The 26256-nt window shown below is 59.6% G+C and carries 21 protein-coding genes; 9 read left to right on the top strand and 12 right to left on the bottom strand.

What is annotated here, in order from left to right; all coding sequences use genetic code 11:
* Window positions 1-11 precede the first annotated feature (11 nt).
* Complete coding sequence (gene fabA, locus AC6I7Z_RS07245; protein ID WP_033751185.1) at window positions 12-530, top strand: bifunctional 3-hydroxydecanoyl-ACP dehydratase/trans-2-decenoyl-ACP isomerase; 519 nt, start codon at window positions 12-14, stop codon at window positions 528-530.
* A 57-nt stretch (window positions 531-587) separates the two neighbouring features.
* On the opposite strand, the gene rmf is transcribed toward fabA, so the two are convergent.
* The 6 genes from rmf to rlmKL all read right to left on the bottom strand — a co-directional run bounded on the left by rmf (window position 588) and on the right by rlmKL (window position 8549).
* The gene (rmf, locus tag AC6I7Z_RS07240; RefSeq protein ID WP_434124569.1) at window positions 588-755 is read right to left on the bottom strand and encodes a ribosome modulation factor; all 168 of its coding nucleotides are present in this window, start codon (window positions 753-755) and stop codon (window positions 588-590) included.
* Between the two features lie 278 nt (window positions 756-1033).
* Complete coding sequence (gene pqiC, locus AC6I7Z_RS07235; protein WP_497813684.1) at window positions 1034-1600, bottom strand: membrane integrity-associated transporter subunit PqiC; 567 nt, start codon at window positions 1598-1600, stop codon at window positions 1034-1036.
* Complete coding sequence (gene pqiB / locus AC6I7Z_RS07230) at window positions 1597-3240, bottom strand: intermembrane transport protein PqiB (RefSeq protein ID WP_497813683.1); 1644 nt, start codon at window positions 3238-3240, stop codon at window positions 1597-1599. Before pqiB ends, pqiC begins: the two co-directional genes overlap by 4 nt.
* Window positions 3227-4495: a membrane integrity-associated transporter subunit PqiA gene (pqiA, locus tag AC6I7Z_RS07225; RefSeq protein ID WP_497813682.1), complete on the bottom strand. Its 1269-nt coding sequence runs from the start codon at window positions 4493-4495 to the stop codon at window positions 3227-3229. Before pqiA ends, pqiB begins: the two co-directional genes overlap by 14 nt.
* Before the next feature lie 16 nt (window positions 4496-4511).
* A complete protein-coding gene (locus tag AC6I7Z_RS07220) occupies window positions 4512-6428 on the bottom strand; it encodes an ABC transporter ATP-binding protein (RefSeq protein WP_497813681.1) in 1917 nt (638 codons plus the stop codon).
* 6 nt (window positions 6429-6434) lie between these two features.
* Entirely contained in the window at window positions 6435-8549 is a 2115-nt protein-coding gene (rlmKL, locus tag AC6I7Z_RS07215; protein ID WP_497813680.1) for a bifunctional 23S rRNA (guanine(2069)-N(7))-methyltransferase RlmK/23S rRNA (guanine(2445)-N(2))-methyltransferase RlmL, read from the bottom strand.
* 176 nt (window positions 8550-8725) lie between these two features.
* Between rlmKL and AC6I7Z_RS07210 the strand changes: the two genes are divergently transcribed.
* Window positions 8726-9835, top strand: a complete 1110-nt coding sequence (locus tag AC6I7Z_RS07210) for a YcbX family protein (RefSeq protein ID WP_497813679.1) — start codon at window positions 8726-8728, stop codon at window positions 9833-9835.
* A 3-nt stretch (window positions 9836-9838) separates the two neighbouring features.
* On the opposite strand, the gene AC6I7Z_RS07205 is transcribed toward AC6I7Z_RS07210, so the two are convergent.
* From AC6I7Z_RS07205 to AC6I7Z_RS07185, 5 genes are all read right to left on the bottom strand, one after another.
* Window positions 9839-10381 (bottom strand): cell division protein ZapC, encoded by a 543-nt coding sequence (locus tag AC6I7Z_RS07205; RefSeq protein WP_033751204.1) that lies wholly within the window; start codon window positions 10379-10381, stop codon window positions 9839-9841.
* Window positions 10382-10534: 153 nt separating this feature from the next.
* Window positions 10535-11545, bottom strand: a complete 1011-nt coding sequence (pyrD, locus tag AC6I7Z_RS07200) for a quinone-dependent dihydroorotate dehydrogenase (protein WP_497813678.1) — start codon at window positions 11543-11545, stop codon at window positions 10535-10537.
* 120 nt (window positions 11546-11665) lie between these two features.
* Window positions 11666-12673, bottom strand: a complete 1008-nt coding sequence (locus AC6I7Z_RS07195; RefSeq protein ID WP_497813677.1) for a glycosyltransferase family 2 protein — start codon at window positions 12671-12673, stop codon at window positions 11666-11668.
* The gene (locus tag AC6I7Z_RS07190) at window positions 12670-14196 is read right to left on the bottom strand and encodes a lipopolysaccharide biosynthesis protein (protein ID WP_497813676.1); all 1527 of its coding nucleotides are present in this window, start codon (window positions 14194-14196) and stop codon (window positions 12670-12672) included. Before AC6I7Z_RS07190 ends, AC6I7Z_RS07195 begins: the two co-directional genes overlap by 4 nt.
* A gap of 207 nt (window positions 14197-14403) precedes the next feature.
* Window positions 14404-15384, bottom strand: coding sequence for a glycosyltransferase family 2 protein (locus AC6I7Z_RS07185; protein ID WP_497813675.1), 981 nt, complete (start codon window positions 15382-15384; stop codon window positions 14404-14406).
* Window positions 15385-16149: 765 nt separating this feature from the next.
* Here AC6I7Z_RS07185 and ssuE point away from each other — a divergent pair.
* The 5 genes from ssuE to ssuB are packed head-to-tail and all read left to right on the top strand — an operon-like array spanning window position 16150 to window position 20406.
* On the top strand, window positions 16150-16701 hold the full coding sequence (ssuE, locus tag AC6I7Z_RS07180) for an NADPH-dependent FMN reductase (protein ID WP_033789321.1): 552 nt from the start codon (window positions 16150-16152) through the stop codon (window positions 16699-16701).
* A 14-nt stretch (window positions 16702-16715) separates the two neighbouring features.
* On the top strand, window positions 16716-17663 hold the full coding sequence (locus AC6I7Z_RS07175) for a sulfonate ABC transporter substrate-binding protein (protein ID WP_497813674.1): 948 nt from the start codon (window positions 16716-16718) through the stop codon (window positions 17661-17663).
* Window positions 17664-17673: 10 nt separating this feature from the next.
* Window positions 17674-18819: an FMNH2-dependent alkanesulfonate monooxygenase gene (ssuD, locus tag AC6I7Z_RS07170; RefSeq protein ID WP_497813673.1), complete on the top strand. Its 1146-nt coding sequence runs from the start codon at window positions 17674-17676 to the stop codon at window positions 18817-18819.
* Window positions 18820-18829: 10 nt separating this feature from the next.
* Window positions 18830-19621 carry an aliphatic sulfonate ABC transporter permease SsuC gene (gene ssuC / locus AC6I7Z_RS07165; protein WP_497813672.1) on the top strand — a complete coding sequence of 264 codons (792 nt, stop codon included), beginning with the start codon at window positions 18830-18832 and terminating at the stop codon, window positions 19619-19621.
* Window positions 19618-20406 carry an aliphatic sulfonates ABC transporter ATP-binding protein gene (gene ssuB / locus AC6I7Z_RS07160; protein WP_497813671.1) on the top strand — a complete coding sequence of 263 codons (789 nt, stop codon included), beginning with the start codon at window positions 19618-19620 and terminating at the stop codon, window positions 20404-20406. Before ssuC ends, ssuB begins: the two co-directional genes overlap by 4 nt.
* Window positions 20407-20597: 191 nt before the next feature.
* Here the strand turns inward: ssuB and pepN are convergent, their stop codons facing one another.
* Window positions 20598-23213, bottom strand: coding sequence for an aminopeptidase N (gene pepN, locus AC6I7Z_RS07155; protein WP_497813670.1), 2616 nt, complete (start codon window positions 23211-23213; stop codon window positions 20598-20600).
* Window positions 23214-23454: 241 nt separating this feature from the next.
* Here pepN and pncB point away from each other — a divergent pair, with 241 nt between their 5' ends.
* The gene (gene pncB / locus AC6I7Z_RS07150) at window positions 23455-24660 is read left to right on the top strand and encodes a nicotinate phosphoribosyltransferase (protein ID WP_497813669.1); all 1206 of its coding nucleotides are present in this window, start codon (window positions 23455-23457) and stop codon (window positions 24658-24660) included.
* A 159-nt stretch (window positions 24661-24819) separates the two neighbouring features.
* The gene (gene asnS / locus AC6I7Z_RS07145; RefSeq protein WP_497813668.1) at window positions 24820-26220 is read left to right on the top strand and encodes an asparagine--tRNA ligase; all 1401 of its coding nucleotides are present in this window, start codon (window positions 24820-24822) and stop codon (window positions 26218-26220) included.
* Window positions 26221-26256 lie beyond the last annotated feature (36 nt).

Here is a 26256-nt window from a genome sequence, read left to right as displayed (position 1 = left end):
TTATTGAAAACATGGTTGATAAACGCGAATCCTATAGCAAAGAGGACCTGATTGCGTCAGGTCGCGGTGAACTGTTTGGCGAGAACGGTCCGCCGCTTCCGTCAGGCAACATGTTGATGATGGACCGCGTGGTCAAGATGACCGAAGATGGCGGTAAGTTCGACAAAGGTTTCGTTGAAGCCGAGCTGGATATCAATCCGGACTTATGGTTTTTCGCCTGCCACTTTATCGGCGATCCGGTGATGCCGGGCTGTCTCGGTCTGGATGCGATGTGGCAGCTGGTAGGATTCTATCTGGGCTGGCTGGGCGGCGAAGGCAAAGGCCGCGCGCTGGGCGTCGGCGAGGTGAAATTCACGGGCCAGGTGCTGCCGACCGCGAAAAAAGTGACCTACCGCATTCACTTCAAGCGCGTCATTAACCGCAAGCTGGTGATGGGCGTCGCCGATGGCGAAGTCTTCGTCGATGGTAACCTGATTTACTCTGCCAGCGATCTGAAAGTCGGTCTGTTTAAAGACACCAACGCTTTCTGATTGTGCAAATGAAAACCTCCGCCAGCGCGGAGGTTTCTTCCATTTCCTGACGATCGATTACACCGTAACCGACCTGTCCTCCATGGCTTGTCGCCAACCTCCCAACCAGTGAGACTTAGCCTCAATCATCTGATACGGACACATCTCTTTTGAGCGTCCTGTAATACCGGCCTGGTAGCCACGTGCATGAGCGCGTTCAAGGCGGTCTCGTTTCTGTCTCTTCATACTCCGTATCCCTCATATCAGGTCTGTGGAATCTGGTGGAAAGAAAAAGAGTGGCGAATTATTACTCAGCCACCATTAAGTTCTACCTGCCCTGCCTCGAAAGGTCAATGCGCAAATTTCACGCCAGTGTCATCATTTTGACGCCAGATCGCCATAATTTCCCTGTCGCGCAGGCTGACAGCTGCCCGTATCGACTTGAAGCGGCAATAAAAAAGCCCCTGAGCGCCGCCGCATTTCGCTGACGACCACCAGGGGCTAAACAACATCTTTAGCGAATTTTATTCTGTGGTTATCGCCGCATTGGCAATTTGCTGCGCAGTTTGCTGCCAGCCGATAGCCAGAGTGCGCACCAGCGCGTCATAGCCATCTTCGTTCTGCGGCAGCGCCACGTCGAATCCCTGCTTCACCACATGACCGTTATGCTGCAGCACCCACTCGCCGCTCACCACGGCGCGCCCGTCATAACGCCCCTGGAACCCGGTTACCGTTACGCTCAGCGTGTCATGCTTTTCGCCCAGCGGCGCGCCGGAAACCAGCCGGCCCGGCAGCGCCTTGCTCAGGTTCGCCACCAGCGTTTGCTGGAGCTGCTGATCCAGCGGGCTGGCCCAGAGATTATTGGCGGCGATAACGTATTTCACGTCGCTGGTCTGATAGACCAGGCCGTTGCCCGCCAGGTAATCAGGCACCGCCACCTGCTGAACCCACAGCGCTGGCGGCTGCGCTTCGCCGCCGCTGCGTACCTGCATCGCCGCCGGCTTCGACGGCAGCTGGTAGTAGGTGTTGTCGATGGTGCTGCTGCATGCGCTTAACAGCAGCGCGGCGCAAAAAACGGCCCCTTTTCTCACTGTTTCGCCCTCTTTGGCTGTGGATCCTGACCCGGTTTGGCCTCGAAGACCAGCGCGTTGCTCTTGGTATTAAGGGTTTTCAATACCGGCTGCAGTTCGCGCAGCACCTGATCGAGTCGCTGCATATCGCCCACCAGCTTGTTGTAAGCCGGTGAGCCAGGCTGCAGCCCCTTCATGCTGCGATTCAACTCGCGCAGCGTTTGCTGCATATCTTCCGGCAGCGTTTTCATCGCCGGGCTGGCGGTGATCTGATTGAGATTTTTCAGCGTGCCCTGCATTTCACGCAGCGTGCGCTGGCTCTCTTTCAGCGTGCCGGTCGCCTCGGTCACCACGTTGTTAAGCGGCAAGGCGTTGATCTTGTCGAGCGCCGCCACCAGTTTTTGCTGGATCTGGCTCAGGCCGCCGCTGGTGGTCGGAATGATCTCGTAGCCTGCGATTTTGTTCGGCCCTTTATAGGCCGGCACGTTATCGTAGAAGTCGAGATCGATATAGAGCGAGCCGGAGAGCAGGTTGCCGGTTTTCAGCGAGGCGCGCAGGCCGCGTTTTTTGCCGTCCTGCAGATGCTGCTCCAGATTAAAGTCCTGGCCCAGTCTGGCGGTGAAGCGGTCAGGTTCAATGCGGATCAGCACCGGCACGCGATAGTCGTTATTCAACGCCTGATTCACCCCTTCGGTCATAAAGGGCGCCTGCGCCACCGTACCCAGACGGATGCCGCGGAACTCGACCGGCGCGCCCACCTGCAGGCCGCGAATCGAATCGGTGAAGAACATCAGGAAATCGACGTGATTGGTGTAGAGCGAATCCTGGATGCTGCGCTGATCGTCGAACAGATGATAGTCGGCGTTATTCGCCGCCGCCTGGCCTAAATCCCAGCCGTCCGGCACGTCGAAACTGACGCCACCGCTAAACAGCGTCGTCAGCGAGCCCATCTCGACGCGCATGCCCGATGCCGACATATCCACCGCGATGCCGCTGTCTTTCCAGAAGCGAACGTTGGTGGTCACCAGTCGGTCGTAAGGCGCGGCAATAAACAGCTGGTAGGTCATCATGCGCTTATCGGTATCGAAGGTGCTGGTCTCCACGGTGCCGACGCGATAGCCGCGGAACAGCACCGGGTCGCCGGCGTTGAGCTGCCCCGCTTTTTTGCTGTCGAGCGTAATGCGGATGCCTTTGGCGTCCGGCGGCGCCAGCGGCGGCGCGTCGAGCAGATCATAGCGCTCTTTCGGCTCCTCTTTTTTACCCGGCTGCAGTTCGATATAGGCACCGGAGAGCAGCGTATTCAGACCGGTTACCCCTTCGCGGCCAATCTGCGGCTTCACCACCCAGAACACGCTGTCGCCGTGCAGCAGCTTTTCCATGCCGGAGTTGAGCCGCGCGGTGATTTCAACGTGGTGCAGGTCGTCGGTCAGCTCCGCTTTCTCCACCACGCCGACGTCAACGCTGCGGCTTTTGATGGTGGTTTTCCCCGCTTCGATGCCTTCCGCGTTTTCCGTAATCAGGGTCACTTCCGGCCCGAGGTGGCTGAAGTGGTAAAACAGGATCCATCCGCCGATCAACAGCGTCACGATGGGGACAATCCAGACCGGCGACCAGCGTTTAATCTGGTCGACTTTGGCATGGCCGTGGTTACTTTCCGTCAAGGCGCGGCTCCTTTGTAGTATGTTCCCGTACGCGATCCCAGGTCAGGCGCGGGTCAAACGTCATGGCGGCGATCATGGTAAGGATCACCACCAGCGCAAACAGCAGCGCGCCCGTTGCGGGATAAACATTCATCAGTTGCCCCATGCGCACCAGCGCAGAGAGCACGGCGATAACAAACACGTCGATCATCGACCAGCGGCCGACAAATTCGACGATTTCATAAATCAGATGCATGCGTTCGCTGTCGCGCTGGCCGCGGCCGCTGGCGTTCCAGCAGAGCCAGCCAATCGCCAGCATCTTCAGCGACGGCACCATGATGCTGGCGATAAAAATCACCAGCGCCACCGGATAGGATCCGTCGCTCCAGAGCAGGATCACGCCCGCCATAATATTAGACGGATAAGGCGTGCCAAGGGTTTCGGTCACCATAATCGGCATCAGATTGGCGGGAATATAGATGATCAGCGAGGTAAACAGCAGCGCCAGCGTCCACTGCAGGCTGTGCTTGCGGCGCGGCGCGGCGATCACGCCGCAGCGCGGACAGTCAGGATGATCCGCGGCGAGGATCGCGGTGCAGCACGGACAGGAGCGCATCCCTTGCTCCAGCCCGCTGACGCCCTTCTGCGGCGCATGCGGCAGCGGCGGCAGCGGCGCGATCTGCTGCCACAGCCAGCGTCGATCCACGCACTGAAAGGCGCGCAGCTGCAGCAGGCAGAACAGGCACCAGGGCCAGAAGCTGGTCTCCAGACCGATATCGCCGTAGGCCATCAGCTTGACGAAGCTGACCAGCACGCCGGCCATAAAGATCTCCGCCATGCCCCAGCTGCGCAGCTGGAACAGGATACGCGCCAGCCCCAGACGCAGGCTTACCGGCATCGGTATGCGGTTCACCAGCAGAATAATGGTCAGCATGCAGAGCGCAGGGATCGCCTGAACGAACGCCAGAAACAGCGTGGCCAGGCTGCTGTAATCCTCCGACACCATCACCTGCGGGATTTCCAGCAGCGAGATCTGGCTGCTGAGGCCCGCGACCTTCATGGTGATAAAGGGAAACAGGTTGGCCAGCAGCAGCATAAACAGCGCCGCCAGCGCGTAGCCTGTCGGCTGTTTACGCGGCTCGGGCCAGTTCGCGGTCAGCACCGAATGGCAGCGCGGGCAGGACGCGCGGCTGCCCTGCGGCACGTCCGGCAGTTTTACCATTAAATCGCACTGTGGACAGAGCATCCACGCCTGACTTTCAGCGGCTGAACACATCCCGCCTCCCTTATGGTTACGCGCCGTTTTTCAGCGCTTCCAGCTCTTCCCAGCGAGCGAACGCCGTTTCCAGCTCCTGCTCGGTCTGCGCCAGCGCGTCCAGCACCGGTTGGGTCTGGTCATGCGGCTGGCTGAAGAAGTCAGGATGGCTCATTTTCGCCTGCAGCTCGCCAATGCGCGCCTCCAGCGACTCCAGCTTCTGCGGCAGCTGCTCCAGCTCTCGCGTCAGGTTATAGCTTAGCTTGCCGCCGCCGCGTTTCACGCCGTCAGCTTTTTCCGCCGCTGGTTTCGCCGCGGCGGCAGGCTTGTTTCCCTGGGCGCTTTTCTGCTGTTTGTAGGCGGCGCGCTGCTGCTGCGCGTCGTGATAGCCGCCGACGAAGCTGCCGATCTCGCCGTTGCCTTCGAAAATCCAGCACTCGGTCACGGTGTTGTCGACGAACTGACGATCGTGGCTCACCAGCAGCACGGTGCCCTGATAGCCGTCGATCAGCTCTTCCAGCAGCTCCAGGGTTTCGACGTCGAGGTCGTTGGTCGGTTCATCGAGGATCATCAGGTTACTGGGACGCAGGAAGAGACGCGCCAGCAGCAGGCGGTTGCGCTCGCCGCCGGAGAGCGCGCGCACCGGCGTCATGGCGCGTTTCGGATGGAACAGGAAGTCCTGCAGGTAGCCGAGCACATGGCGCGGCTTGCCGTTCACCATCACCTCCTGCTTGCCTTCGGCCAGGTTATCCATCACGGTGCGATCGGGATCCAGCTCGGCGCGATGCTGGTCGAAGTAGGCGACTTCCAGCTTGGTGCCGCTGTGCACGCGGCCGCTGTCGGCTTTCAGCTGCTGCAGCATCAGACGCAGCAGCGTGGTTTTGCCGCAGCCGTTCGGACCGATGAGCGCGATCTTATCGCCGCGCTGCACCTGCGCGGAGAAGTCATGCACCAGCGTTTTGCCGCCCACGCCGTAGTTGACGTGTTCCAGTTCGAAAACGATTTTGCCCGAGCGCGACGCTTCGCCCACTTGCATATTGGCTTTGCCCATCACTTCACGGCGCTCGGAGCGTTCGCGGCGCAGCGCTTTCAGCGCGCGCACGCGGCCCTCGTTGCGGGTGCGGCGCGCCTTGATGCCCTGACGGATCCACACCTCTTCCTGCGCCAGCTTGCGGTCGAATTCGGCGTTCTGCATCTCTTCAACGCGCAGCGCCTCTTCCTTGCCTTCAAGGTAGAGATCGTAATTGCCCGGCCAGGAGACCAGCTTGCCGCGATCGAGGTCAACGATGCGCGTCGCCATATTGCGGATAAACGAACGGTCATGGGAAATAAAGACGATGCTGCCGCTGAAGGTCTTCAGGAAGGTTTCCAGCCAGTCGATGGTTTCGATATCGAGGTGGTTGGTGGGTTCGTCCAGCAGCAGCACGCGCGGGTTGCTCACCAGCGCGCGGCCCAGCGCCGCTTTGCGCAGCCAGCCGCCCGACAGCGACGACAGTTCGGTATCAGGTTCCAGACCGATCTGCTGCAGCACGTCGTTGATACGGCTCTCCAGCTGCCACAGATTGTGGTGGTCGAGGATAGTCTGCAGCCGTCCCATCTCGTTGAGGTTTTTCTCGCTGGGATCGAGCATCACCGCATGGGAAATCGCGTGATAGGCCTTGAGGTGCTCGGCCTGCTCTTCCACGCCTTCCGCCACGAAGTCATAGACGGAGCCGGTAATGTTGCGCGGCGGATCCTGCTGCAGACGCGCCACCACCAGGTCCTGTTCAAAAATAATGCGGCCGTCATCCAGCGGCTGCTCCCCGTTGATGATCTTCATCAGGGTCGATTTGCCTGCGCCGTTACGGCCGACCAGACAGACGCGCTCGTTCTCTTCGATATGCAGCTCGGTGTTGTCGAGCAGCGGCGCATCGCTGAACGAGAGGTAAGCGCCGTGAATACTGATTAATGACATCTGAACTTATTCCTTACCGGCGTGAGTAATCAGCCAGCAGTTGTGAATTTGACGGTTGCGGGCAAAATCCTGCGACAGGGTTTTCTGGGTAATGTCCTGCGCCTTCAGGCCCAGCGACGCCAGCCCCTCGAGATCCATTTTAAAGCCGCGCTTGTTGTTGGAGAACATCACGGTGCCGCCCGCGCGCAGCAGGCGTTTCAGGTTGCGCATCAGCATAATATGATCGCGCTGCACGTCGAAATCCTCTTCCATGCGTTTAGAGTTGGAGAAAGTCGGCGGATCGATAAAGATCAGATCGAACGTCTCGTCGCTCTCGCGCAGCCAGCTCAGGCAGTCGGCCTGCATCAGGCGATGCTGACGGCCGGTCAGCCCGTTCAGGCGCAGGTTGCGCTCCGCCCACTCCAGATAGGTGCGCGACATATCGACCGTGGTGGTGCTGCGCGCGCCGCCTAGCCCGGCGTGCACGCTGGCGCTGCCGGTATAGGAGAAGAGGTTGAGGAAATCTTTATCCTTGCTCATTTTGCCGAGCATCTGGCGCGCTATGCGGTGGTCGAGGAACAGCCCGGTGTCCAGGTAGTCCGTCAGGTTAACCAGCAGGCGCGCGTTGTACTCCTGCACTTCGAAGAAATCGCCCTTCTCGCCCAGTTTCTGATACTGATTCTTGCCTTTCTGCCGCTCGCGCGTTTTCAGCACCAGACGGTTGGCGGGCAGCTCCAGCACGCTGAGCGTCGCGCCGATAACGTCGAACAGGCGCTGGCGCGCTTTCGCCGCGTCGATGGTCTTGGGCGGCGCGTACTCCTGCACCACCACCCACTCGCCGTAGCGATCCACCGCCACGTTGTACTCCGGCAGATCGGCGTCATAGAGGCGATAGCAGGCGATGCCTTCCTGACGCGCCCACTTCTCCAGCTTCTTCATGTTTTTGCGCAGGCGGTTCGCGTAATCCTCGGCGATCTGCGCGCCGTTTTCGCTGCTGTTTTCCGCCAGCTGATAGTTTTTCTGCACGCACTCGATCGGGCCGTTTTTCGCCTTGAACTGGCGCTCCGCGCGCAGCTGCAGGCAGCTCAGCAGCTCAGGCGAACCGCTGAAGAGCGACAGGGTCCAGCCGCCGAAGTGCTGTTTCATGATGCGGCCGAACTGGCTGTGCAGCGCGATCAGCGCCGGCTCGCTCTCCAGACGTTCGCCGTAAGGCGGGTTGCTCAGCACCGTGCCGCGCTGCTCGCCCGGCAGCGGGTTTTTCAGCTGCAGCACATCCTGACGCGCAAAGGTAAAGAGATCGGCGACGCCGGCGCGGCGTGCGTTAGCCTGCGCCCATTCCAGCACGCGGCCGTCGCTGTCGTAGCCGAAGAAGCGCGCCTGCGCGGCGGCGGTGCCAGCGCGCGCGCGCTGCTGCGCCTCGCTTTTCACCTCGCGCCACAGCGCGTCGTTATGCTGACGCCAGTGGGTAAAGCCCCAGCGGCTGCGCAGCAGGCCCGGCGCGCGATCGCAGGCGATCAGCGCCGCTTCGATCAGCAGCGTGCCGGAGCCGCACATAGGATCGAGCAGCGGCGTGGTCGGCTGCCAGCCGGAGCGCAGCACAATCGCCGCCGCCAGGTTCTCCTTGAGCGGCGCCTGGCCGGTCTGCTGACGATAGCCGCGCTGATGCAGCGCGTCGCCGCTCAGATCCAGCGCGATGCTGGCGCGATCTTTATTCAGCCAGACGTTGATGCGGATATCCGGCTGCTCGCGATCCACATTGGGACGCGGCAGCTTCTGGCGGGTAAAGGAGTCGACAATCGCGTCCTTGACCTTTAACGCGCCAAACTGGCTGTTGCGAATCGATTCGTTGGTGCCGCTGAAGTGCACCACGAAAGTATGCTGACTGCCGAACAGTTCGGTCCAGTCGATGCTCTGTACGCCGACGTAGAGATCGAGATCGCTGTAGACGCCGAATTCGCCGAGCGGCAGTAAAATACGCGACGCCAGCCGGCTCCACAGCAGGCTCTGATACATCGTACGGTCATCGGCTTCAAAGTGAACGCCTCCCTGTACCACCTGCAGATCCTGCGCGCCCAGGGCGTCCAGCTCACTTTTCAACAGCTCTTCGAGCCCACGCGCCGTACTGGCAAAGAGAGAATTCATATCGTCACTATTACTCTTGAGAAAATTGCTGCGCATTATACCCTAATTACGCCTCATTGTTGGAAAGCTACGCGCGTGCCTCTCACCCGACCGATCACGAGGCTATAGCGTCCCGACGCCATGTATCATAAAGTTAGCTTCTTTTGCCGCCCACGCCCGCTTCTCTGGAGATCGCCATGCTTACGCTGTCCCGTCTGTTTATTCATCCGGTCAAATCTATGCGGGGTGTACACCTCTCTCATGCGCAGGCGCTGGAGAGCGGGTTGGCTTTCGACCGCATTTTTATGGTGACGGATCTGGACGGCACCTTTATCACCGCGCGCCAGTATCCGGAGATGGTGCGCTTTACCCCGGCGCTGTTGACCGACGGCCTCTCCCTGCAGGCGCCCGACGGCAGCCAGGCGATGATCCGCTTCAGCGATTTCGCCGCGCAGGAGGCGCCGACGGAAGTCTGGGGCAACCATTTTACCGCGCGCATCGCTCCCGACGACATCAACGCCTGGCTCAGCGCCTTTTTCCCCCGTCCGGTGCAGCTGCGCTGGGTTGGGCCGCAGCCGTCGCGCCGGGTGAAACGCTTTAACGAGGTGCCGCTGGGTTTTGCCGACGGCTATCCGTTTCTGCTGGTTAACAGCGCCTCGCTGCAGGATCTGCAACAGCGCTGCCCGGCCAGCGTGCGCGCCGAGCAGTTTCGCGCCAACCTTATCGTCAGCGGCGCGCCGGCCTGGGATGAAGACAGCTGGGCAACGGTGCAGATCGGCAGTGTAATTTTCGACGTGCCTAAACCCTGCAGCCGCTGCGTCTTTACCACCGTCGGCACCGAAAGCGGCCGCAAGCATCCAGACGGCGAGCCGCTAAAAACCCTGCAGGGCTTCCGCAGCGCGCAGGACGGCAGCGGCGATATCGACTTCGGCCTGAATTTGATCGCGCGCGGCAGCGGCATCGTGCGCGTGGGGGACGAGGTGCAGGTGCTGGCGCGCCATACGCCGCGTGCCTACGGCCCTGGCGCGGTGGTAGAGACCCTTAAGCCGCAGCAGCAAACGGCGGCGGCGGTCTCTGTGACCTGGCAAGGCGAGCAGTTTCAGGGCGATAACCAGCAGGTGCTGCTGGAGCAGTTAGAGCAGCAGGGTTTTAAAATTCCCTACTCCTGCCGGGCAGGCCTGTGCGGCAGCTGTAAAGTGACGCTGGTTGCGGGAGAGGTAAAAGCGCTGAAGAAGAGCGCCATTCGCGACGACGGCACCATTCTGAGCTGCAGCTGTATTCCCGCTGGCGATATAGAACTGGCGTGAGAATCAGACCGCGTAGGCGAAGCGCGGCGCGCTCTCCGCATGGTGCGGCAGCAGGCGATCGTTCATAATTTTGATGGCGTCGCCTAACACCATCTGCTTGCCCGCCAGGGTAAGCGTAGGCTGCGCCAGCAGGCAGAGCGTGGCGTTGCCGCCGCTTTCCACCGCCAGCAGCCGCGCCTGTTCGCCGTTTTCCGCCAGCGTCACCTCCACCATATCGCCCGCCTCTGGCTGCAGCACGCAGGTCCAGGCGGTGAAATGCCAGCTTTTCGGCATCAGCGGCTTCAGAAAGCGGCTCGCCACCAGCGCGTTAAGCGTCAGTTCGGCGCGCTGATTAACGCTCAGCGAACTTTGTCGGCAGCGTTCTTCGAAGGTGTAGTAGAGGGCGGCGTCGTCAACGCTGAATCCGGTCTGGGTGAAGGCGTCGGGGGTCAACATTTTGCGGGGAAAGCGAGAGCGGAAAAGCATACCGTCAGCCAGGTCCAGCATCATCCGGTCATGGTCGGCGTCAAAATACCAGCGCCAGTTGTCGTCAGGTTTGATTTTCATAATATGCCTCGTCATTAACCGCCGCGTTTCTCTGCACAGACTCAGCGAAGCCCTGTTTGTGGGGAAAAAGCTGAAAATACGCACAACAGGGAAAAAATATAAACGAGCCGGAGTCAGAAATAAACCCCCCGGCGTCGTTTTATTAGAAATGTCTTAGAGATGGGTCACGATATCTTTTATTAATCCCGGCCCTTTATAAATAAAGCCGGAGTAAATCTGCACCAGCGCGGCGCCCGCGGCCATTTTTTCTCGCGCCGCGGTTAATGAATCAATACCGCCGACGCCGATAATCGGCAGCGCGCCGTCCAGCTCCTGCGCCAGCCGCTTGACGATCGCCGTGCTGCGCGACTGCACCGGACGACCGCTCAGGCCGCCTGATTCCGTGCTGTATTTCAGGCCGCTGACCAGCGAGCGATCCAGCGTCGTATTGGTGGCGATCACGCCATCAATATTATGGCGCACCAGGCTGTCGGAAATTTGTATTAATTCTTCTTCAGAAAGATCGGGCGCAATTTTTACCGCGACCGGCACATATTTCAGATGCTGCTGCTCCAGCGCTTTCTGTTTGGCTTTAATCGACGCCAGAAGATCGTCGAGCGCTTCGCCATATTGCAGCGTACGCAATCCCGGCGTATTTGGCGAGGAGATATTTATCGCGATATAGCCGGCATGCGCATAAACCTTCTCCATGCAGATCAGATAATCCTCTTTGCCGTTTTCTACCGCCGTATCTTTATTTTTGCCGATATTAATGCCGAGAATCCCTTTGAACCGCGCTTTTTTGACGTTCTCCACCAGGTGATCGACGCCGAGATTGTTAAAGCCCATGCGGTTGATAATGCCCTCGGCCTCGACCAGCCGGAACATGCGCGGCTTATCGTTGCCCGCCTGAGCGCGGGGCGTGACGGTGCCGACCTCGACAAAGCCGAACCCCATCGCGCCAAAGGCGTCGATGCATTCCGCGTTTTTATCCAGTCCGGCCGCCAGCCCCAGCGCGTTGTCAAACCGTAAGCCCATGCAGGTCACCGGACGGGAAGGAAGACGCTGACGAATCAGCGCCTCCAGCGGCGTGCCGCTGATGAAACGCAGTTGCTGAAAAGTGAGTTCGTGAGCGCGCTCGGGGTCGAGCTTAAACAGCGCAGGTCGGACGATAGGATAAAGCATGCACTCTCCTGGAGGTCGGAAGCGATGAGTTGTCGGGGTGCACGGGAAAATGTGCGCCAGAATGGTAAAGGCCTCTGGCGCAAAAGTAAATTACTGACGGGACAAGAATATTGATCGCGATCAGCGCTTGCTGGCATAACGCGCCAGACGGCGACACGCCTGCAGTCCGCTGTAAATCGTCGGATAGTACCAGAGCAGTTTAAGACGTTTGCTTTCGCCCGTGACCTTGCGCACCAGCTGATCGATAGTGGTATGCCACGAGGCAGGCACCGCAATATTGTTTTTGCGGATTTCGATCAGGCAACCGTACATTACCGGCTGATAGTAGATGTCCAGCAGCTTCTCTTCCGGCGGCATTCCCTGCTCGCGCAGGAAGCTTTCGCTGCTGCGGCGGGCGATATAGTAGTTCTCCACCCAGGAGAAGGTCGCTTTGCCCTGCGACAGCGAAGTCGGCATAAAGCGCTTGTTGTAGTAGCTTTTCCGCGTAAAGCCGATCTGCCGCGCCGACATATAGAGCGCGAACATATAGGGCGCGTCCTCATGATTCTGGATCGGCAGAAACTGCACCCCGGTGCGCATAATAAGGTCGCGCGAAAGAATGCTGCTCCACAGCGTGCGGTGGGCCGAACGGTGCGGGATCATGCTGCGCAGCGTGTCGGCGCCGCCGGGCAGGACGGCGTCGACGTGACGCTGATGGAACTGCTCATACTGACGCTCGGCGACAGGTTTGTCGGTAAACATGCGCGCGCCGAAGCAGAACATCTCCATCTCGGGATGCTGCGCCAGCGTACTGCGGAAGTCGGCGAAAAGATCTTTTGAGACAAAATCGTCGGCGTCCATAAAGTAGATAAAGTCGCCGGTGGCGATCTCCAGCCCTTTGGTGCGCGCTGCGCTGACGCCGCCGCGCTCGCCGCGCAGCAGCGTCAGCTGCGGATGGCGGGCGGCCAGCGCCTCCAGCAGGGCGACGCTGTCGTCGGTGGAGCCGTCGTCGATAACGATCACCTGCTCCGGCGGAGATGACTGACCCAGCAGCGAATCGATCGCTTCCGGCAGCCAGGGCGCGCAGTTCCAGTTCGGCACGATAACAGAGATCGTCGCTGCGCGGCTGTCAGGGTTCCGTGTGCTCATTCTCGCTCCTCAATAGTAAAACCTTTGGCTCGGGCAGGCAGCAAACGCTTAATCACCAGGCTGTGCAGCAGACAGCAGACTGAGAGGTTAACCAGGCCGATCAGACCCAGCCACAGCAGGTTAAGCCAGCGGTTCTGGTTCCACTCAACTGGCAGGAAGGTGCAAAGCCAGGCGATCAGCCCCGCAACCGCCCAGATCAGCAGCACGTCGCGCGTCAGCCAGGTAAAGTGAATGCCCGGCGCGAAACGGCGGTGCACCAGCCATGCCCAGCCGGCCAGATAGAAGACGTTCTGCCCCAGCCACAGCCAGCCGGTGCCCTCTGCGCCGTAGTGGATCGCGGCCCAGATGTTGAGCGGAACCAGGATCACGGCGAAGCAGGAGAAGCCCTTCAGATGCAGCTTGAGGTTGCCGTTAACGTACTGCAGATGGTAAAGCAGGCCGCAAATCGCCTGCACGCCGCTGCCCAGCGCGTAGAGGCTGAGCACGAACGACATATCCGTCACGACCTGCGTGTTCTGCGTCCAGGCCCAGAGCAGCGGCGTGGCGAACATCGCGATAGTAATGCTAAGCGGCGCCATAAAGATCGCCACCGCCTGAGTGGTGTAGCGGTAGAGCGTCAGCGATTCGGCATCGCCCTCTTTACGCGTTTTAATGCCGGTCATGCGCGGCACAATCGCCTGCATAATCGGGCTGCTGAGCAGGATAATGCCGGTAGCCGCGGTGGCGACCACGGTAAAGGAGCCGTAGGCGCTCAGCGGCAGGGTTTTCGACAGCACCAGACGGTCGATTTGCGAAATAAAGGTCCAGATTGCGCTGGCGAAGGCCGCGCTCAGCGCAAAGCGAATAAAGGGCTTTAACACCGTCTTTAAGTTTTCGTGCTTCTGTTTACGCGCGGCGGCAGGCACCAGCTGATAGGATTTGGCAATCAGGCAGATCGCCTCCGCTATCGACACCGCCAGCTGCCAGATAAAGAAGCTCAGCACCGGATTGGAGAAGAGCTGAATGATCAGCACCGCGCCAAAGGTGCGCAGCGTAACGATGACCAGGTTGACGCCGTTGAGCCATACCTGATGCTCAAAGCCGACAATCACGCTGCGATAGGGGCTGGTACGCCAGCGAATAGCCGCCGTAATCACCATGATAGCAACAGCGAGCGTCACGTCCGCCGAAGGCAGATGGCGCGCGTCGAGCCAGTTATGGGCGATCCACGGCGTCGCCAGCCAGCCAATCACCACCAGAATGACCGTGGAGATAAGAAAGAATTTCGACAGCGCGGAGAAGAGCGCCGGGAACCAGATAAATTCCGCCTGATTAGCGCGATAGCGCGCCGCTTCGCGCATCAGCGTGGTCGACACGCCGGCGTCAAGCAGCTGGAGCCAGGTTAACAGAATCGAGAAAAAACCCACTAGCCCGTAAGCTTCCATCCCGAGATGTTGAATATAGAGCGGCACGACCAGAATGCCTGACAGCGTCAGGTAAATCTGACCGACATAATTGGCGATCGCGTTACGTTTAATTGACATAAGTATGATTGTATCTGGGCAGTTTTCTCGGAGGCCACAAGCGTGGCACACATCATCAGACCTGCCTACCAGACATAGTCTTAAATTTATCTCTGGCGCTGCGCGCCAGATTTAATCTGACCTGCCGCGGATGAAGTCAGAGGGTGTAATAATATTTATCCGCGGTGAATCGTCCGGTAAGCAGGCATTCCGATGCGAGCGAAAAAGTCAGGCAGCTTTTTTCAGCTCTTTTGTAACTTTGTATTTTTGCAGCAGGATAAACATGCGCGGGCGATTAATAAGCAGCCACTCTTTAGCGTTGACCGGCTTAAATTTGCCGCCCATAAAGCGAATCGCATTAATGACATATTCCGGCACCGGCGTGCCGTTGTAGAGCGACAGATAAATCATCAGGCGGAAAGAGTGCATTAAATAGGCTTTTTCCAGCTGCGTCTTCAGCGGCGAATGATCTAAATTATGCTTGAGTATGCCGTAGGTCTGCATAAAGGCGTTATAACGCTGCAGAAAATAGTCGTCGTTTTTGCGGCTGTTGGTGAGCGAGCCGCTGCGTACGCGCTGGCGATAGTAAACGTGCTGGCTTACCCAGGCGTGCGTGGCGTGCACGAATACCGACAGCGTAAATTTATGATCCTCATGCACCCGGTCGACAAAACGCAGGTTGTGCTGCGTAATCAGGCTTCGTTTCACCGCGTAGTTCCAGGCGGCGGAGGTATAGGAGCCGTTATTCAGCAGACGCGACAAAACCTGCTGCGGCGACTGCAGGCCGAATTGTTCGTGGCGCACTTTAGGACGGGTCTGATTTTCCCGACCCTCTTCAAACATTTGCGAATTAAAGCAAAACAGGTCGATTTCAGGGTGCGCGGCGGTAACCTGCTGAAGCTCTGCAACGAAGCCTTCCGGCACGATATCGTCCGGGTCGCAGAAGAAGACAAATTCCCCCTGTGCGGCGTCGATGCCGGTATCGCGCGCTTTACCCGCGCCGCCATTGGGCGTGGTGATAATGCGAACCTGCGGCTGGTGGCCATATTTCTGCTCCACCAGCGCCAGCGTGCCGTCGGTCGAGCTGTCGTTAACAATAATAATTTCAGTCGGCGCGTCAATCTGACGCAACAAGGAGTCGACACATTCGACTATATATTTCTCTACGTTATACGTGGGAATAATGACTGATAGCAGCGTCTTTGCCATACATCTTTCTCTGGGTCGATTAAAAGAAAAAGCACGAGCGTTACACAAATATTAAAATTGTGTTAAAGCATGGCGCAGAAAGAATTAAACGAGACGTCAGCAGCGAGTCTCTCGTGGTGGAATAGTATAGGCAGAAGCTTTTTTCTATTAACAGGGCCAGTCTCTTATTCAGATTTTCGCTTAGCGCCTAATCTATCACGCCAGATAAAGTATCAGCGGCAAAGCGCGCCTTTTGCTTAACATCGTGTAACTTTTATGGCTAAACCGTCAGCGCTTTTAGAAGGGAAAAAGGTCACAAAGGGTTTCTGTTTGATAGCATTATTATCATTTAACGGAAATAGCGCCTCGCCGATGACCGTTATCGGCATGGCGATATTCCGATAATAACGCCTGCAATCCCATAGCAGATGCGGTCTGATTAGCTCTCTCTCCTTTATGCCGCATCAAACTTGTTGCAGGAAGCAAATAGCGCTATGTGCCTGGTCTGGTTAATCAGCCCGCGCCAGATAATGTGCAGATACTTTTACTGCTATTTGTTAAGTCGGCATAAACAATGCCGCTGGATCTACGCCACTGTTTTAGGATTATTCGGAACTCTGCCCTGCCGCTTCCGGCAATGCTTTCATTAATAACGCTGCGCGTTTTGCGCTTTTCGCCTTTAGTTTGCCGGATAAATCATTTAAGCCCTCTCCCCCGCTCTGTCAGGATGTGAGCATCAGTTCTCAACAATAGCTAATCAATAACTTTCAGTTATAAGGAGTAATGATGCGAGTTATTACGCTAGCTGGCAGCCCGCGTTTCCCGTCACGTTCGACCTCGCTGCTTACCCTGTGCCAGCGCGCGCTGGAAGCGCGCGGCGTTGAGGTTATCCCGTGGAATATCCAGAACTTTCAGCCAGACGATCTTATTAACGCGCGTTTCGATGCCCCGGCGCTGCTGGCGCTGCGGGAAGATTTGCTCGCCGCCGACGGCGTGATCGTCGCCACGCCGGTCTATAAGGCCTCTTTCTCAGGCGCGCTGAAAACCCTGCTCGATCTGCTGCCCGAACGCGCCCTGGAGCACAAAGTGGTGCTGCCGCTGGCCAGCGGCGGCAGCGTGGCCCATATGCTCGCGGTCGATTACGCCCTGAAGCCGGTGCTGAACGCGCTAAAGGCGCAGGAGATCCTGCACGGCGTATTTGCCGAAGATCATCAGATTACCCACTACGATCGCCAGCCCGAGCTGCAGGCGGCGCTGGCGCGCCGACTGGATGAGGCGGTCGAGGCGTTCTGGCTGGCGCTGACCCGCCATCACAAACCTCTGGCGCAGGCTGTTTAAAGGAAGAAACCGACATGAAGAGCATCACCGGCTGGCTACTCGCCGCACTCGCCGTGCTGAGCCTGCAAACGCAGGCGGCGGACGCGCCCGCGCAGATTCGCATCGGCTATCAGAAAGGTTCCGTCAGCATGGTGCTGGCGAAATCGCACCGGCTGCTGGAGCAGCGCTTCCCCGGCACCAAAATTCAGTGGATCGAATTTCCCGCCGGTCCGCAGATGCTGGAGGCGCTAAACGTCGACAGCATCGACCTCGGCAGCACCGGCGATATACCGCCGCTGTTCGCTCAGGCGGCGGGCGCCGATCTGCTTTACGTCGGCTCGGAGCCGCCGAAGCCGAAATCGGAAGTGATTCTGGTGGCGAAAAACAGCCCGCTGAACAGCGTCGCCGACCTGAAAGGCAAGAAAGTCGCCTTTCAGAAAGGCTCCAGCTCGCACAACCTGCTGCTGCGCGCCCTGCAGCGCGAAGGGCTGAGCTTTAAGGATATTCAGCCGATCTATCTGACGCCCGCCGACGCGCGCGCCGCCTTCCAGCAGGGCGACGTGGACGCCTGGGCTATCTGGGATCCCTACTATTCCGCCGCGCTGCAGCAGGGCAACGTGCGCGTGCTGGCCGACGGCAGCCAGCTCAACCTTACCGGCTCGTTCTACCTGGCGACGCGTAAGTTCGCCGAGCAGAACGGCGCCTTCGTTCAACAGGTGCTGGATACCTTTAGCCAGGCGGATGCGCTGACGCTCAGCCAGCGCGATCAGAGCATCGCTCTGCTCGCCGCCGCGATGGGCCTGCCGAAGCCGGTTATCGCCAGCTATCTCGATCACCGTCCGCCGACCCGCATTTCGCCGGTCAGCGCGCAAACCGCAGCGGCGCAGCAGCATACCGCCGATCTCTTCTACGCCAGCCACCTGGTGCCGGTCAAACTGACGATCGCCGATCGCATCTGGCATCCCAGCGCCCAACTTCAGTAAGGAGCGAATAATGAGCTTATCCGTATTCTGGTTTCTTCCGACGCACGGCGACGGACACTATCTCGGCACCTCGGAAGGGGCGCGTCCGGTCGACCACAGCTACCTGCAGCAGATCGCGCAGGCCGCAGACCGCCTGGGCTTCGGCGGCGTGCTCATTCCGACCGGCCGTTCATGCGAAGACGCCTGGCTGGTCGCCGCCTCGCTGATCCCGGTAACGCAGCGACTGCGTTTTCTGGTGGCGTTGCGTCCCGGCGTGATTTCGCCGACCCAGGCGGCGCGCCAGGCCGCAACGCTGGATCGCCTCTCTAACGGCCGCGCGCTGTTTAATCTGGTGACCGGCGGCGATCCCGAAGAGCTGGCGGGCGACGGCGTGTTTCTCGATCATCATGAACGCTATGTCGAGTCGGCGGAGTTTACCCGCGTCTGGCGTCGCGTGCTGGAGGGCGAAACGGTCGATTACGCCGGCAAATATGTCAAGGTGCGCGGCGCGCGCCTGCTGTTCGACCCGGTGCAGCAGCCGCGTCCGCCGCTCTGGTTCGGCGGCTCCTCTGAACCGGCGCAGGATCTGGCCGCCGAGCAGGTCGACGTCTACCTCACCTGGGGCGAACCGCCCGCGCTGGTGAAAGAGAAGATTGAACAGGTGCGCGCCAAAGCGGCGGCGCAGGGACGCAAGGTGCGCTTCGGCATTCGTCTGCACGTCATCGTGCGCGAAACCAACGATGAAGCCTGGCGCGCCGCCGACCGTCTGATCGCCCATCTCGACGACGACACCATCGCGAAGGCGCAGGCCGCCTTCGCCCGCACCGACTCGGTAGGCCAGCAGCGCATGGCGGCGCTGCACAGCGGGCGCCGCGACCAGCTGGAAATCAGCCCGAACCTGTGGGCGGGCGTCGGTCTGGTGCGCGGCGGCGCCGGCACCGCGCTGGTCGGCGACGGCCCGACCGTGGCCGCGCGCATGCAGGAGTACGCCGACCTCGGCATCGAGACCTTTATTCTTTCCGGCTATCCGCATCTGGAAGAGGCGTATCGCGTCGGCGAGCTGCTCTTCCCGCATCTCGACCTGGAGGTGCCGCAGATCCCGCAACCGCGCGACGTGCAGGCGTTCGGCGAAACCGTCGCCAATGATTTCCGTCCGCAAAAAGTGTCGCAGAGCTGAGAGAGAGATCATGGCGAAAACCACGAAACGCATTACTAACCAGCTGGTGCCCTGGATTTTCCCGGCGCTGCTGGTGGTGGTCTGGCAGATTGCCTCCCAGACCGGGCTGCTGTCGACGCGCATTCTGCCGTCGCCGGAAAATATCGTCATTACCTTCTGGCATCTGGCCGCCAGCGGCGAGCTGTGGCAGCACCTCGCCATCAGCGGCTGGCGTGCGCTGATCGGCTTTAGCATCGGCGGCTCTATCGGGCTGATACTGGGGCTGATCACCGGCACCTCGCGGCTGGGCGAACGACTGCTGGATACCTCGGTGCAAATGCTACGCAACGTGCCGCATCTGGCGCTGATCCCGCTGGTGATCCTCTGGTTCGGCATCGACGAGGCGGCGAAGATTTTTCTGGTGGCGCTCGGCACCCTGTTCCCCATTTACCTCAATACCTACCACGGCATCCGCAATATCGATCGCGGCCTGGTGGAGATGGCGCGCAGCTACGGCCTCTCGGGCTGGAGCCTGTTTATTCAGGTGATCCTGCCCGGCGCCCTGCCCTCGATTATGGTCGGTGTGCGTTTCGCGCTCGGCCTGATGTGGCTGACGCTGATCGTCGCCGAGACCATTTCCGCCAACTCGGGCATCGGCTATCTGGCGATGAACGCGCGTGAATTCCTGCAAACCGACGTGGTGGTGGTGGCGATTATTCTTTACGCCCTGCTCGGCAAACTGGCGGATGTCGCCGCCCTGCTGCTGGAGCGCGTCTGGCTGCGCTGGCATCCGGCCTATCAACTGAAGGAGGAGAACGCATGAGCACTTCACTCTCTCCGGCGCGGCTGAATGCCGGCACGCCGGTCGGCGTCAACGGCGTCAGCAAGCAGTACGGCAGCCGCACTATCCTGAATCAGATCGATCTGCATATTCCCTCCGGCCAGTTTGTCGCGGTGGTAGGACGCAGCGGCTGCGGCAAGAGCACGCTGCTGCGCCTGCTGGCGGGGCTGGAGCAGACCACGCAGGGCGAGCTGCTGGCGGGCAACGCGCCGCTGCACACCGCGCGCGAAGATACCCGCCTGATGTTTCAGGACGCGCGTCTGCTGCCGTGGAAGCGGGTTATCGATAATGTCGGGCTCGGCCTGAAGGGTCGCGAGTGGCGCAGCGCGGCGCTCGAGGCGCTGGAGGCGGTCGGGCTGGCGGAGCGCGCCCATGAGTGGCCCGCTGCGCTCTCCGGCGGACAGAAGCAGCGCGTGGCGCTGGCGCGCGCGCTGATCCACCGTCCGGGTCTGCTGCTGCTCGACGAGCCGCTCGGCGCGCTTGACGCGTTGACGCGTATTGAAATGCAGGGGCTGATCGAGTCGTTATGGCAGCAGCACCATTTTACCGTGCTGCTGGTAACGCATGACGTCAGCGAAGCCGTGGCGATGGCGGATCGCGTGCTGCTGATCGAAGAGGGTCAGATTGGGCTCGATTTGCTGGTGGATTTGCCGCGTCCGCGCCGTCGCGGGTCGGTCAGGCTGGCGGAGCTGGAGGCGGAGGTGCTGGATCGCGTGATGCGCCGCAGCGAAAGCGAGCAGCCGGCGCGCTACGCCCACCAGCGCTAAAAAGAGTGGGTAACACCGGGATCAGATGACAACGCGGGTAGCAGGGACCGATCGCAAAGTCGCTCAAGGCATCCTTGCGCGCTCGGCCCGCGACATCCCTGTCGCGAGACGCTTTGCTCTCCGGTCCCTGCTACCCGCGTTTTATACTTTTCTGCGGCCTGTAAGGCGGGAATATTTCCCGCCTTTGCCATTTAAGCGTTTAGCGCGCGGGTGATCTTCTCATAGAGATCGCCCGAGAGCTTATCCAGCCCCTGCAGCGTTTCCAGCGCCTGACGCATCAGCGCCTGACGGTCGGCGTCGTAGCGCTTCAGGCGGATCAGCGGCTCGATCATACGCGCCGCCACCTGCGGGTTGCGGGTATTAAGATCGGTCAGCATCTCCACCAGGAACTGATAGCCGCTGCCGTCTTTGGCGTGGAACGCCGCCGGGTTGCCGGAGACGAAGGCGCCGATCAGCGCGCGGATGCGGTTAGGGTTGCTCATGGTGAACGAGCGATGATGCAGCAGCTCGCGCACCTTCTGCAAGACGTCCGCCGACGGGCTGGTGGCCTGCAGCATTAGCCATTTATCCATCACCAGGCCATCACGATGCCAGCGCTCGTCGTAGTGCGCCAGCAGCGCGCCGCGGCACGGCAGCTGTGCCGCCACCGACGCCGCCAGCGCCGCCAGCGCGTCCGTCATGTTGTTCGCCTGCTGATACTGCGTCTGCACCAGCCTGTCCGCCAGCGCTGTTTCGCCGAACGCCAGATAGTACAGGCAGACATTCTTCAGCGCGCGCTGCCCCATCGCATCGTGCTCAATGCGGTACTCGCTCTGCTGATTCGCGTTGTAGACGGCATAAAACTCATCCGCCAGCTCGGTGGCCAGCGTGCGCACCAGCGCCTCGCGCACCACCGTAATCGCCTGCGGATCGATCACCTCGAACAGCTCGGCAATCTCGTTCTCGCCCGGCAGCGTCAGAATCTGCGCGGTCAGCGCCGGATCGCGCCCTTCGTCCAGCAGAACCGCGCGGAAAGCGTCGGCGACGTGCAGCGGCAGCGACAGCGGCTGGCCCTGCTGATGGCGCGCCACGTTAAGGCGGATATAGGTGGCCAGCAGGCTCTGCGCCGCATCCCAGCGTGCAAAGTCGTTGCGGGCATGGCGCATCAGGAAGGTGAGCTGAGCATCGCTCCATTTATAGTCGAGCTTCACCGGCGCGGAGAATTCGCGCAGCAGCGACGGCACCGGCTGGAAGTAGACGTTATCAAAGATAAAGGTCTGGAACTCCTCGGTCACGTTCAGCACGTGATGCACCGGATGACCGTTATGCTGCAGCGGAATCACCTTGCCTTCGCCGTCATAGAGTTCGATATCGAGCGGAATATGCAGCGGCAGCTTCTCTTTCTGATCGGCGGTCGGCGGCGTGTGCTGGGTGACGTGCAGCGTATACTGCTCCAGCTCGGGATTGTAGTCGTCGCGCACCGTCAGCACCGGCGTGCCGCTCTGGCTGTACCAGCGGCGGAACTGCGACAGATCGACATTCGAGGCATCCTCCATCGCCTGCACGAAGTCGTCGCAGGTCGCCGCGCTGCCGTCGTGACGCTCGAAGTAGAGCTGCATCCCTTTCTGGAAATTCTCTTCGCCGAGCAGCGTGTGCATCATGCGGATCACTTCCGATCCCTTTTCGTAAACGGTCAGGGTATAGAAGTTGTTCATCTCCATGACCTGATCCGGGCGGATCGGGTGCGCCATCGGGCTGGCATCCTCGGCGAACTGCGCGCCGCGCATCACGCGTACGTTATCGATGCGGTTGACCGCGCGCGAGCCGAGATCGGAGCTGAACTCCTGATCGCGGAATACCGTCAGCCCCTCTTTCAGGCTGAGCTGGAACCAGTCGCGGCAGGTAACGCGGTTGCCGGTCCAGTTGTGAAAATATTCATGGCCGATCACCGCTTCGATGCCGAGATAGTCTTTGTCGGTCGCGGTTTCCGCCTTCGCCAGCACATATTTGGAGTTAAAGACGTTCAGGCCTTTGTTCTCCATCGCGCCCATATTGAAGAAGTCGACGGCGACAATCATAAAGATGTCGAGGTCATACTCCAGGCCGAAGCGCTCCTCATCCCACTTCATGCTGTTTTTCAGCGAGGTCATCGCCCAGTCGGCGCGATCCAGATTGCCGCGATCGACGAAGATCTCCAGCGCCACGTCGCGGCCGGAGCGGGTCTTAAAGCTATCGCGCAGCACGTCGAAATCGCCCGCCACCAGCGCAAAGAGATAGCAGGGTTTCGGGAAGGGATCCTGCCATTTCACCCAGTGCTTGCCCTGCTCCGCTTTGCCGCCGTCGATGCGGTTGCCGTTGGAGAGCAGATAGGGATAGCGCGCCTCGTCGGCGATAATAGTGGTGGTGAAACGCGCCAGCACGTCCGGGCGATCCAGATACCAGGTAATGTGGCGGAAGCCTTCGGCTTCGCACTGGGTGCAGAGCGCTTCGCCAGACTGATAAAGCCCTTCCAGCGCGGTATTTTTATCGGGATGAATATCGTTGACGATCTTGAGCTGGAACTGCTCCGGCAGCTGACTCAGCACCAGCGCGCCCTCTTCCTGGCGATAGTGGCTCCAGGGCGAGCCATCCACTTCAAGGGCGATCAGGGTTAACGCTTCGCCATCAAGACGCAGCTCAGCCTGCGCATCGCCGAGACGTTTAACCTGGCTGACGGCGGTGACGCGCGTCGTCGCGGCGTCGAGCGCAAAGGTCAGGTCGATGTCGGTGATGGTGTAATCCGGCGCACGGTAGTCGTGGCGATATTTAATGTGGTGCTGTTGCGTCATATTCCGTCTCGCATTGTTATAGGTTTACCGCCAAAGTCTAAGCGCGTTGCCTTTAGCTTGCCATGCACAATGCGCATCGCGGCATAAATAGCTACAATTCATTAACAACGGCACGTTTTAACCTCGACCTGCGGGCTTGAAATATGCTGTGATCGGTCGCAGTTACTGATTTATACTCCTGCGTCTTTATGACTCTCACACACCGGGCTCTGCGCCGCCGAACAGGATGCTGAAACGCACCATGACAGGACATGCTTCCCCGATACTGACTTCCCTGCTGGATACTGACGCCTATAAGCTTCATATGCAGCAAGCCGTATTCCACCGTTATCACGATGTCACGGTGGCGGCTGAGTTTCGTTGCCGCGGCGACGATCTGCTCGGTCTCTATGCGAACGAAATTCGCGAGGCCATTAACGCCATGCAGACGCTAGCGCTGACCGATGACGAATATACGTATCTCTCTGGCCTGCCCTTCTTCCATGCCGACTACCTTAACTGGCTGCGCGATTTTCGCTATAACCCCGACCAGGTGCAGGTGCGCAACCGCGACGGGCATCTCGCTATCCGCATCACCGGGCCGTGGCGCGAAGTGATTTTATGGGAGGTGCCGCTGCTGGCGCTGATCAGCGAAGTAGTGCATCGCCACCGCTCGCCGCTGGTGAGCGCGCAGCAGGCGGTCGACCATCTGCAGCAGAAGCTGAGCGCTTTCCGCCGCGACGTCGCCGACATCGATATGTCACGCTTTCGCCTGATGGATTTCGGCACTCGCCGCCGTTTCTCGCAGGAGGTGCAGCAGGCCATCGTCGCCACGCTGAAGCAGGATTTCCCCTGGCTGATCGGCACCAGCAACTACGATCTGGCGCGCCGCCTGGCGCTGACGCCGGTCGGCACGCAGGCGCACGAATGGTTTCAGGCTTTTCAGCAGATTAGCCCGGTGCTGGCCAACAGCCAGCGTGCGGCGCTACAGGCGTGGCTTGACGAGTATGACGGGCAGTTAGGCATCGCCCTCACCGACTGCATCGCGATGGACGCCTTCCTGCGCGACTTCGGCGTCAATTTTGCCAGCCGCTATCAGGGACTGCGCCACGATTCAGGCGATCCCGTCGAGTGGGGCGAAAAGGCGCTGGCTCACTATGAGAAGCTGGGCATCGATCCGCACAGCAAAACCCTGGTCTTTTCCGACAATCTCGATCTGGATAAGGCGCTGGCGCTCTATCGCCACTTTGGCCAGCGCACCAACGTCGTCTTTGGCATCGGCACCCGCCTGACCTGCGATATTCCCGGCGTCAGGCCGCTCAATATCGTGATTAAACTGGTGGAGTGCAACGGCAAGCCGGTGGCGAAGCTCTCCGACAGTCCGGGCAAAACGATCTGTCAGGATCAGGCTTTTGTCCGCGCCCTGCGCAAAGCGTTCGATCTGCCACTGGTGAAAAAAGCCAGCTAATCCTCGCGTTATCGGGGCGTTGATGCGCCCCGCTTCTGCTGTAATAAATCTGCCGTCCCGCCGGATTTTGCTTGTTTCCTTGCGACTCGCAAGTAACATAGCAACACCCCGGTGTGGGGAGATTGTTTAAACTCACTTCTTCTATATAGAGAGATATTTATGAGCGTAGTGCCTGTAGCGGACGTACTGCACGGTCGCGTCGCGGTTGACAGTGAAGTCACCGTACGTGGTTGGGTGCGTACCCGCAGAGATTCAAAAGCCGGTCTTTCCTTCGTCGCCGTTTATGACGGTTCCTGCTTTAATCCCGTTCAGGCCGTTGTGAATAATTCTCTGAATAATTATCAGGACGAGGTTCTGCACCTGACCACCGGCTGCTCGGTGATCGTGACCGGCACCGTGGTGGCCTCGCCGGGCCAGGGTCAGGCGTTTGAGATCCAGGCGACCCGCGTGGAAGTGACCGGCTGGGTGGACGATCCCGACACCTATCCGATGGCGGCGAAGCGTCACAGCATCGAATATCTGCGCGAAGTAGCGCACCTGCGCCCGCGCACCAACCTGATCGGCGCCGTGGCGCGCGTGCGTCATACCCTGGCGCAGGCGCTGCATCGCTTCTTCCATGAGAATGGCTATTTCTGGGTATCGACTCCGCTGATCACCGCCTCAGACACCGAAGGCGCCGGCGAAATGTTCCGCGTCTCGACGCTGGATCTGGAAAACCTGCCGCGTACGCCGCAGGGCGCTGTCGATTTTAACGAAGATTTCTTCGGCAAAGAGGCCTTCCTGACCGTTTCCGGCCAGCTGAACGGCGAAACCTACGCCTGCGCCCTGTCGAAAATCTACACCTTCGGCCCCACTTTCCGCGCAGAAAACTCCAACACCAGCCGTCACCTGGCGGAATTCTGGATGCTGGAGCCGGAAATCGCCTTCGCCACGCTGGATGACGCCGCCGCGCTCGCCGAAGCGATGCTGAAATATGTCTTTAAAGCGGTGCTGGACGAACGCGCCGACGATATGGCGTTCTTTGCCGAACGCGTGGATAAAGAGGCGGTCGATCGTCTGCAGCGCTTTATCTCCACCGACTTCGCGCAGGTCGACTACACCGACGCCATTACCATTCTGGAAAAGTGCGGACAGAGCTTTGAAAACCCGGTGTCCTGGGGCATCGATCTCTCCTCCGAGCACGAGCGCTATCTGGCCGAGCAGCACTTTAAAGCGCCGGTGGTGGTGAAAAACTATCCGAAAGAGATCAAGGCGTTCTATATGCGCCTTAACGAAGATAATAAAACCGTGGCGGCGATGGATGTACTGGCGCCGGGCATCGGCGAAATCATCGGCGGTTCGCAGCGTGAGGAACGTCTCGACGTGCTGGACGCGCGTATGGAAGAGATGGGCCTGAATAAAGAAGATTACTGGTGGTATCGCGATCTGCGTCGCTACGGCACCGTTCCTCATTCAGGCTTCGGCTTAGGCTTTGAACGTTTAATCGCCTATGTCACCGGCGTACAAAATGTAAGGGACGTTATCCCTTTCCCACGCACCCCGCGCAATGCAAATTTCTAAAATTATCTATTAATTATAAGAAATTCATATATATAA

The sequence above is a fragment of the Pantoea sp. X-Soil-MYKO-1289 genome (genome assembly GCF_059730625.1).
Note: the sequence above shows the minus strand (reverse complement) of the source record. Positions and strands in the feature narration are given on the sequence as shown.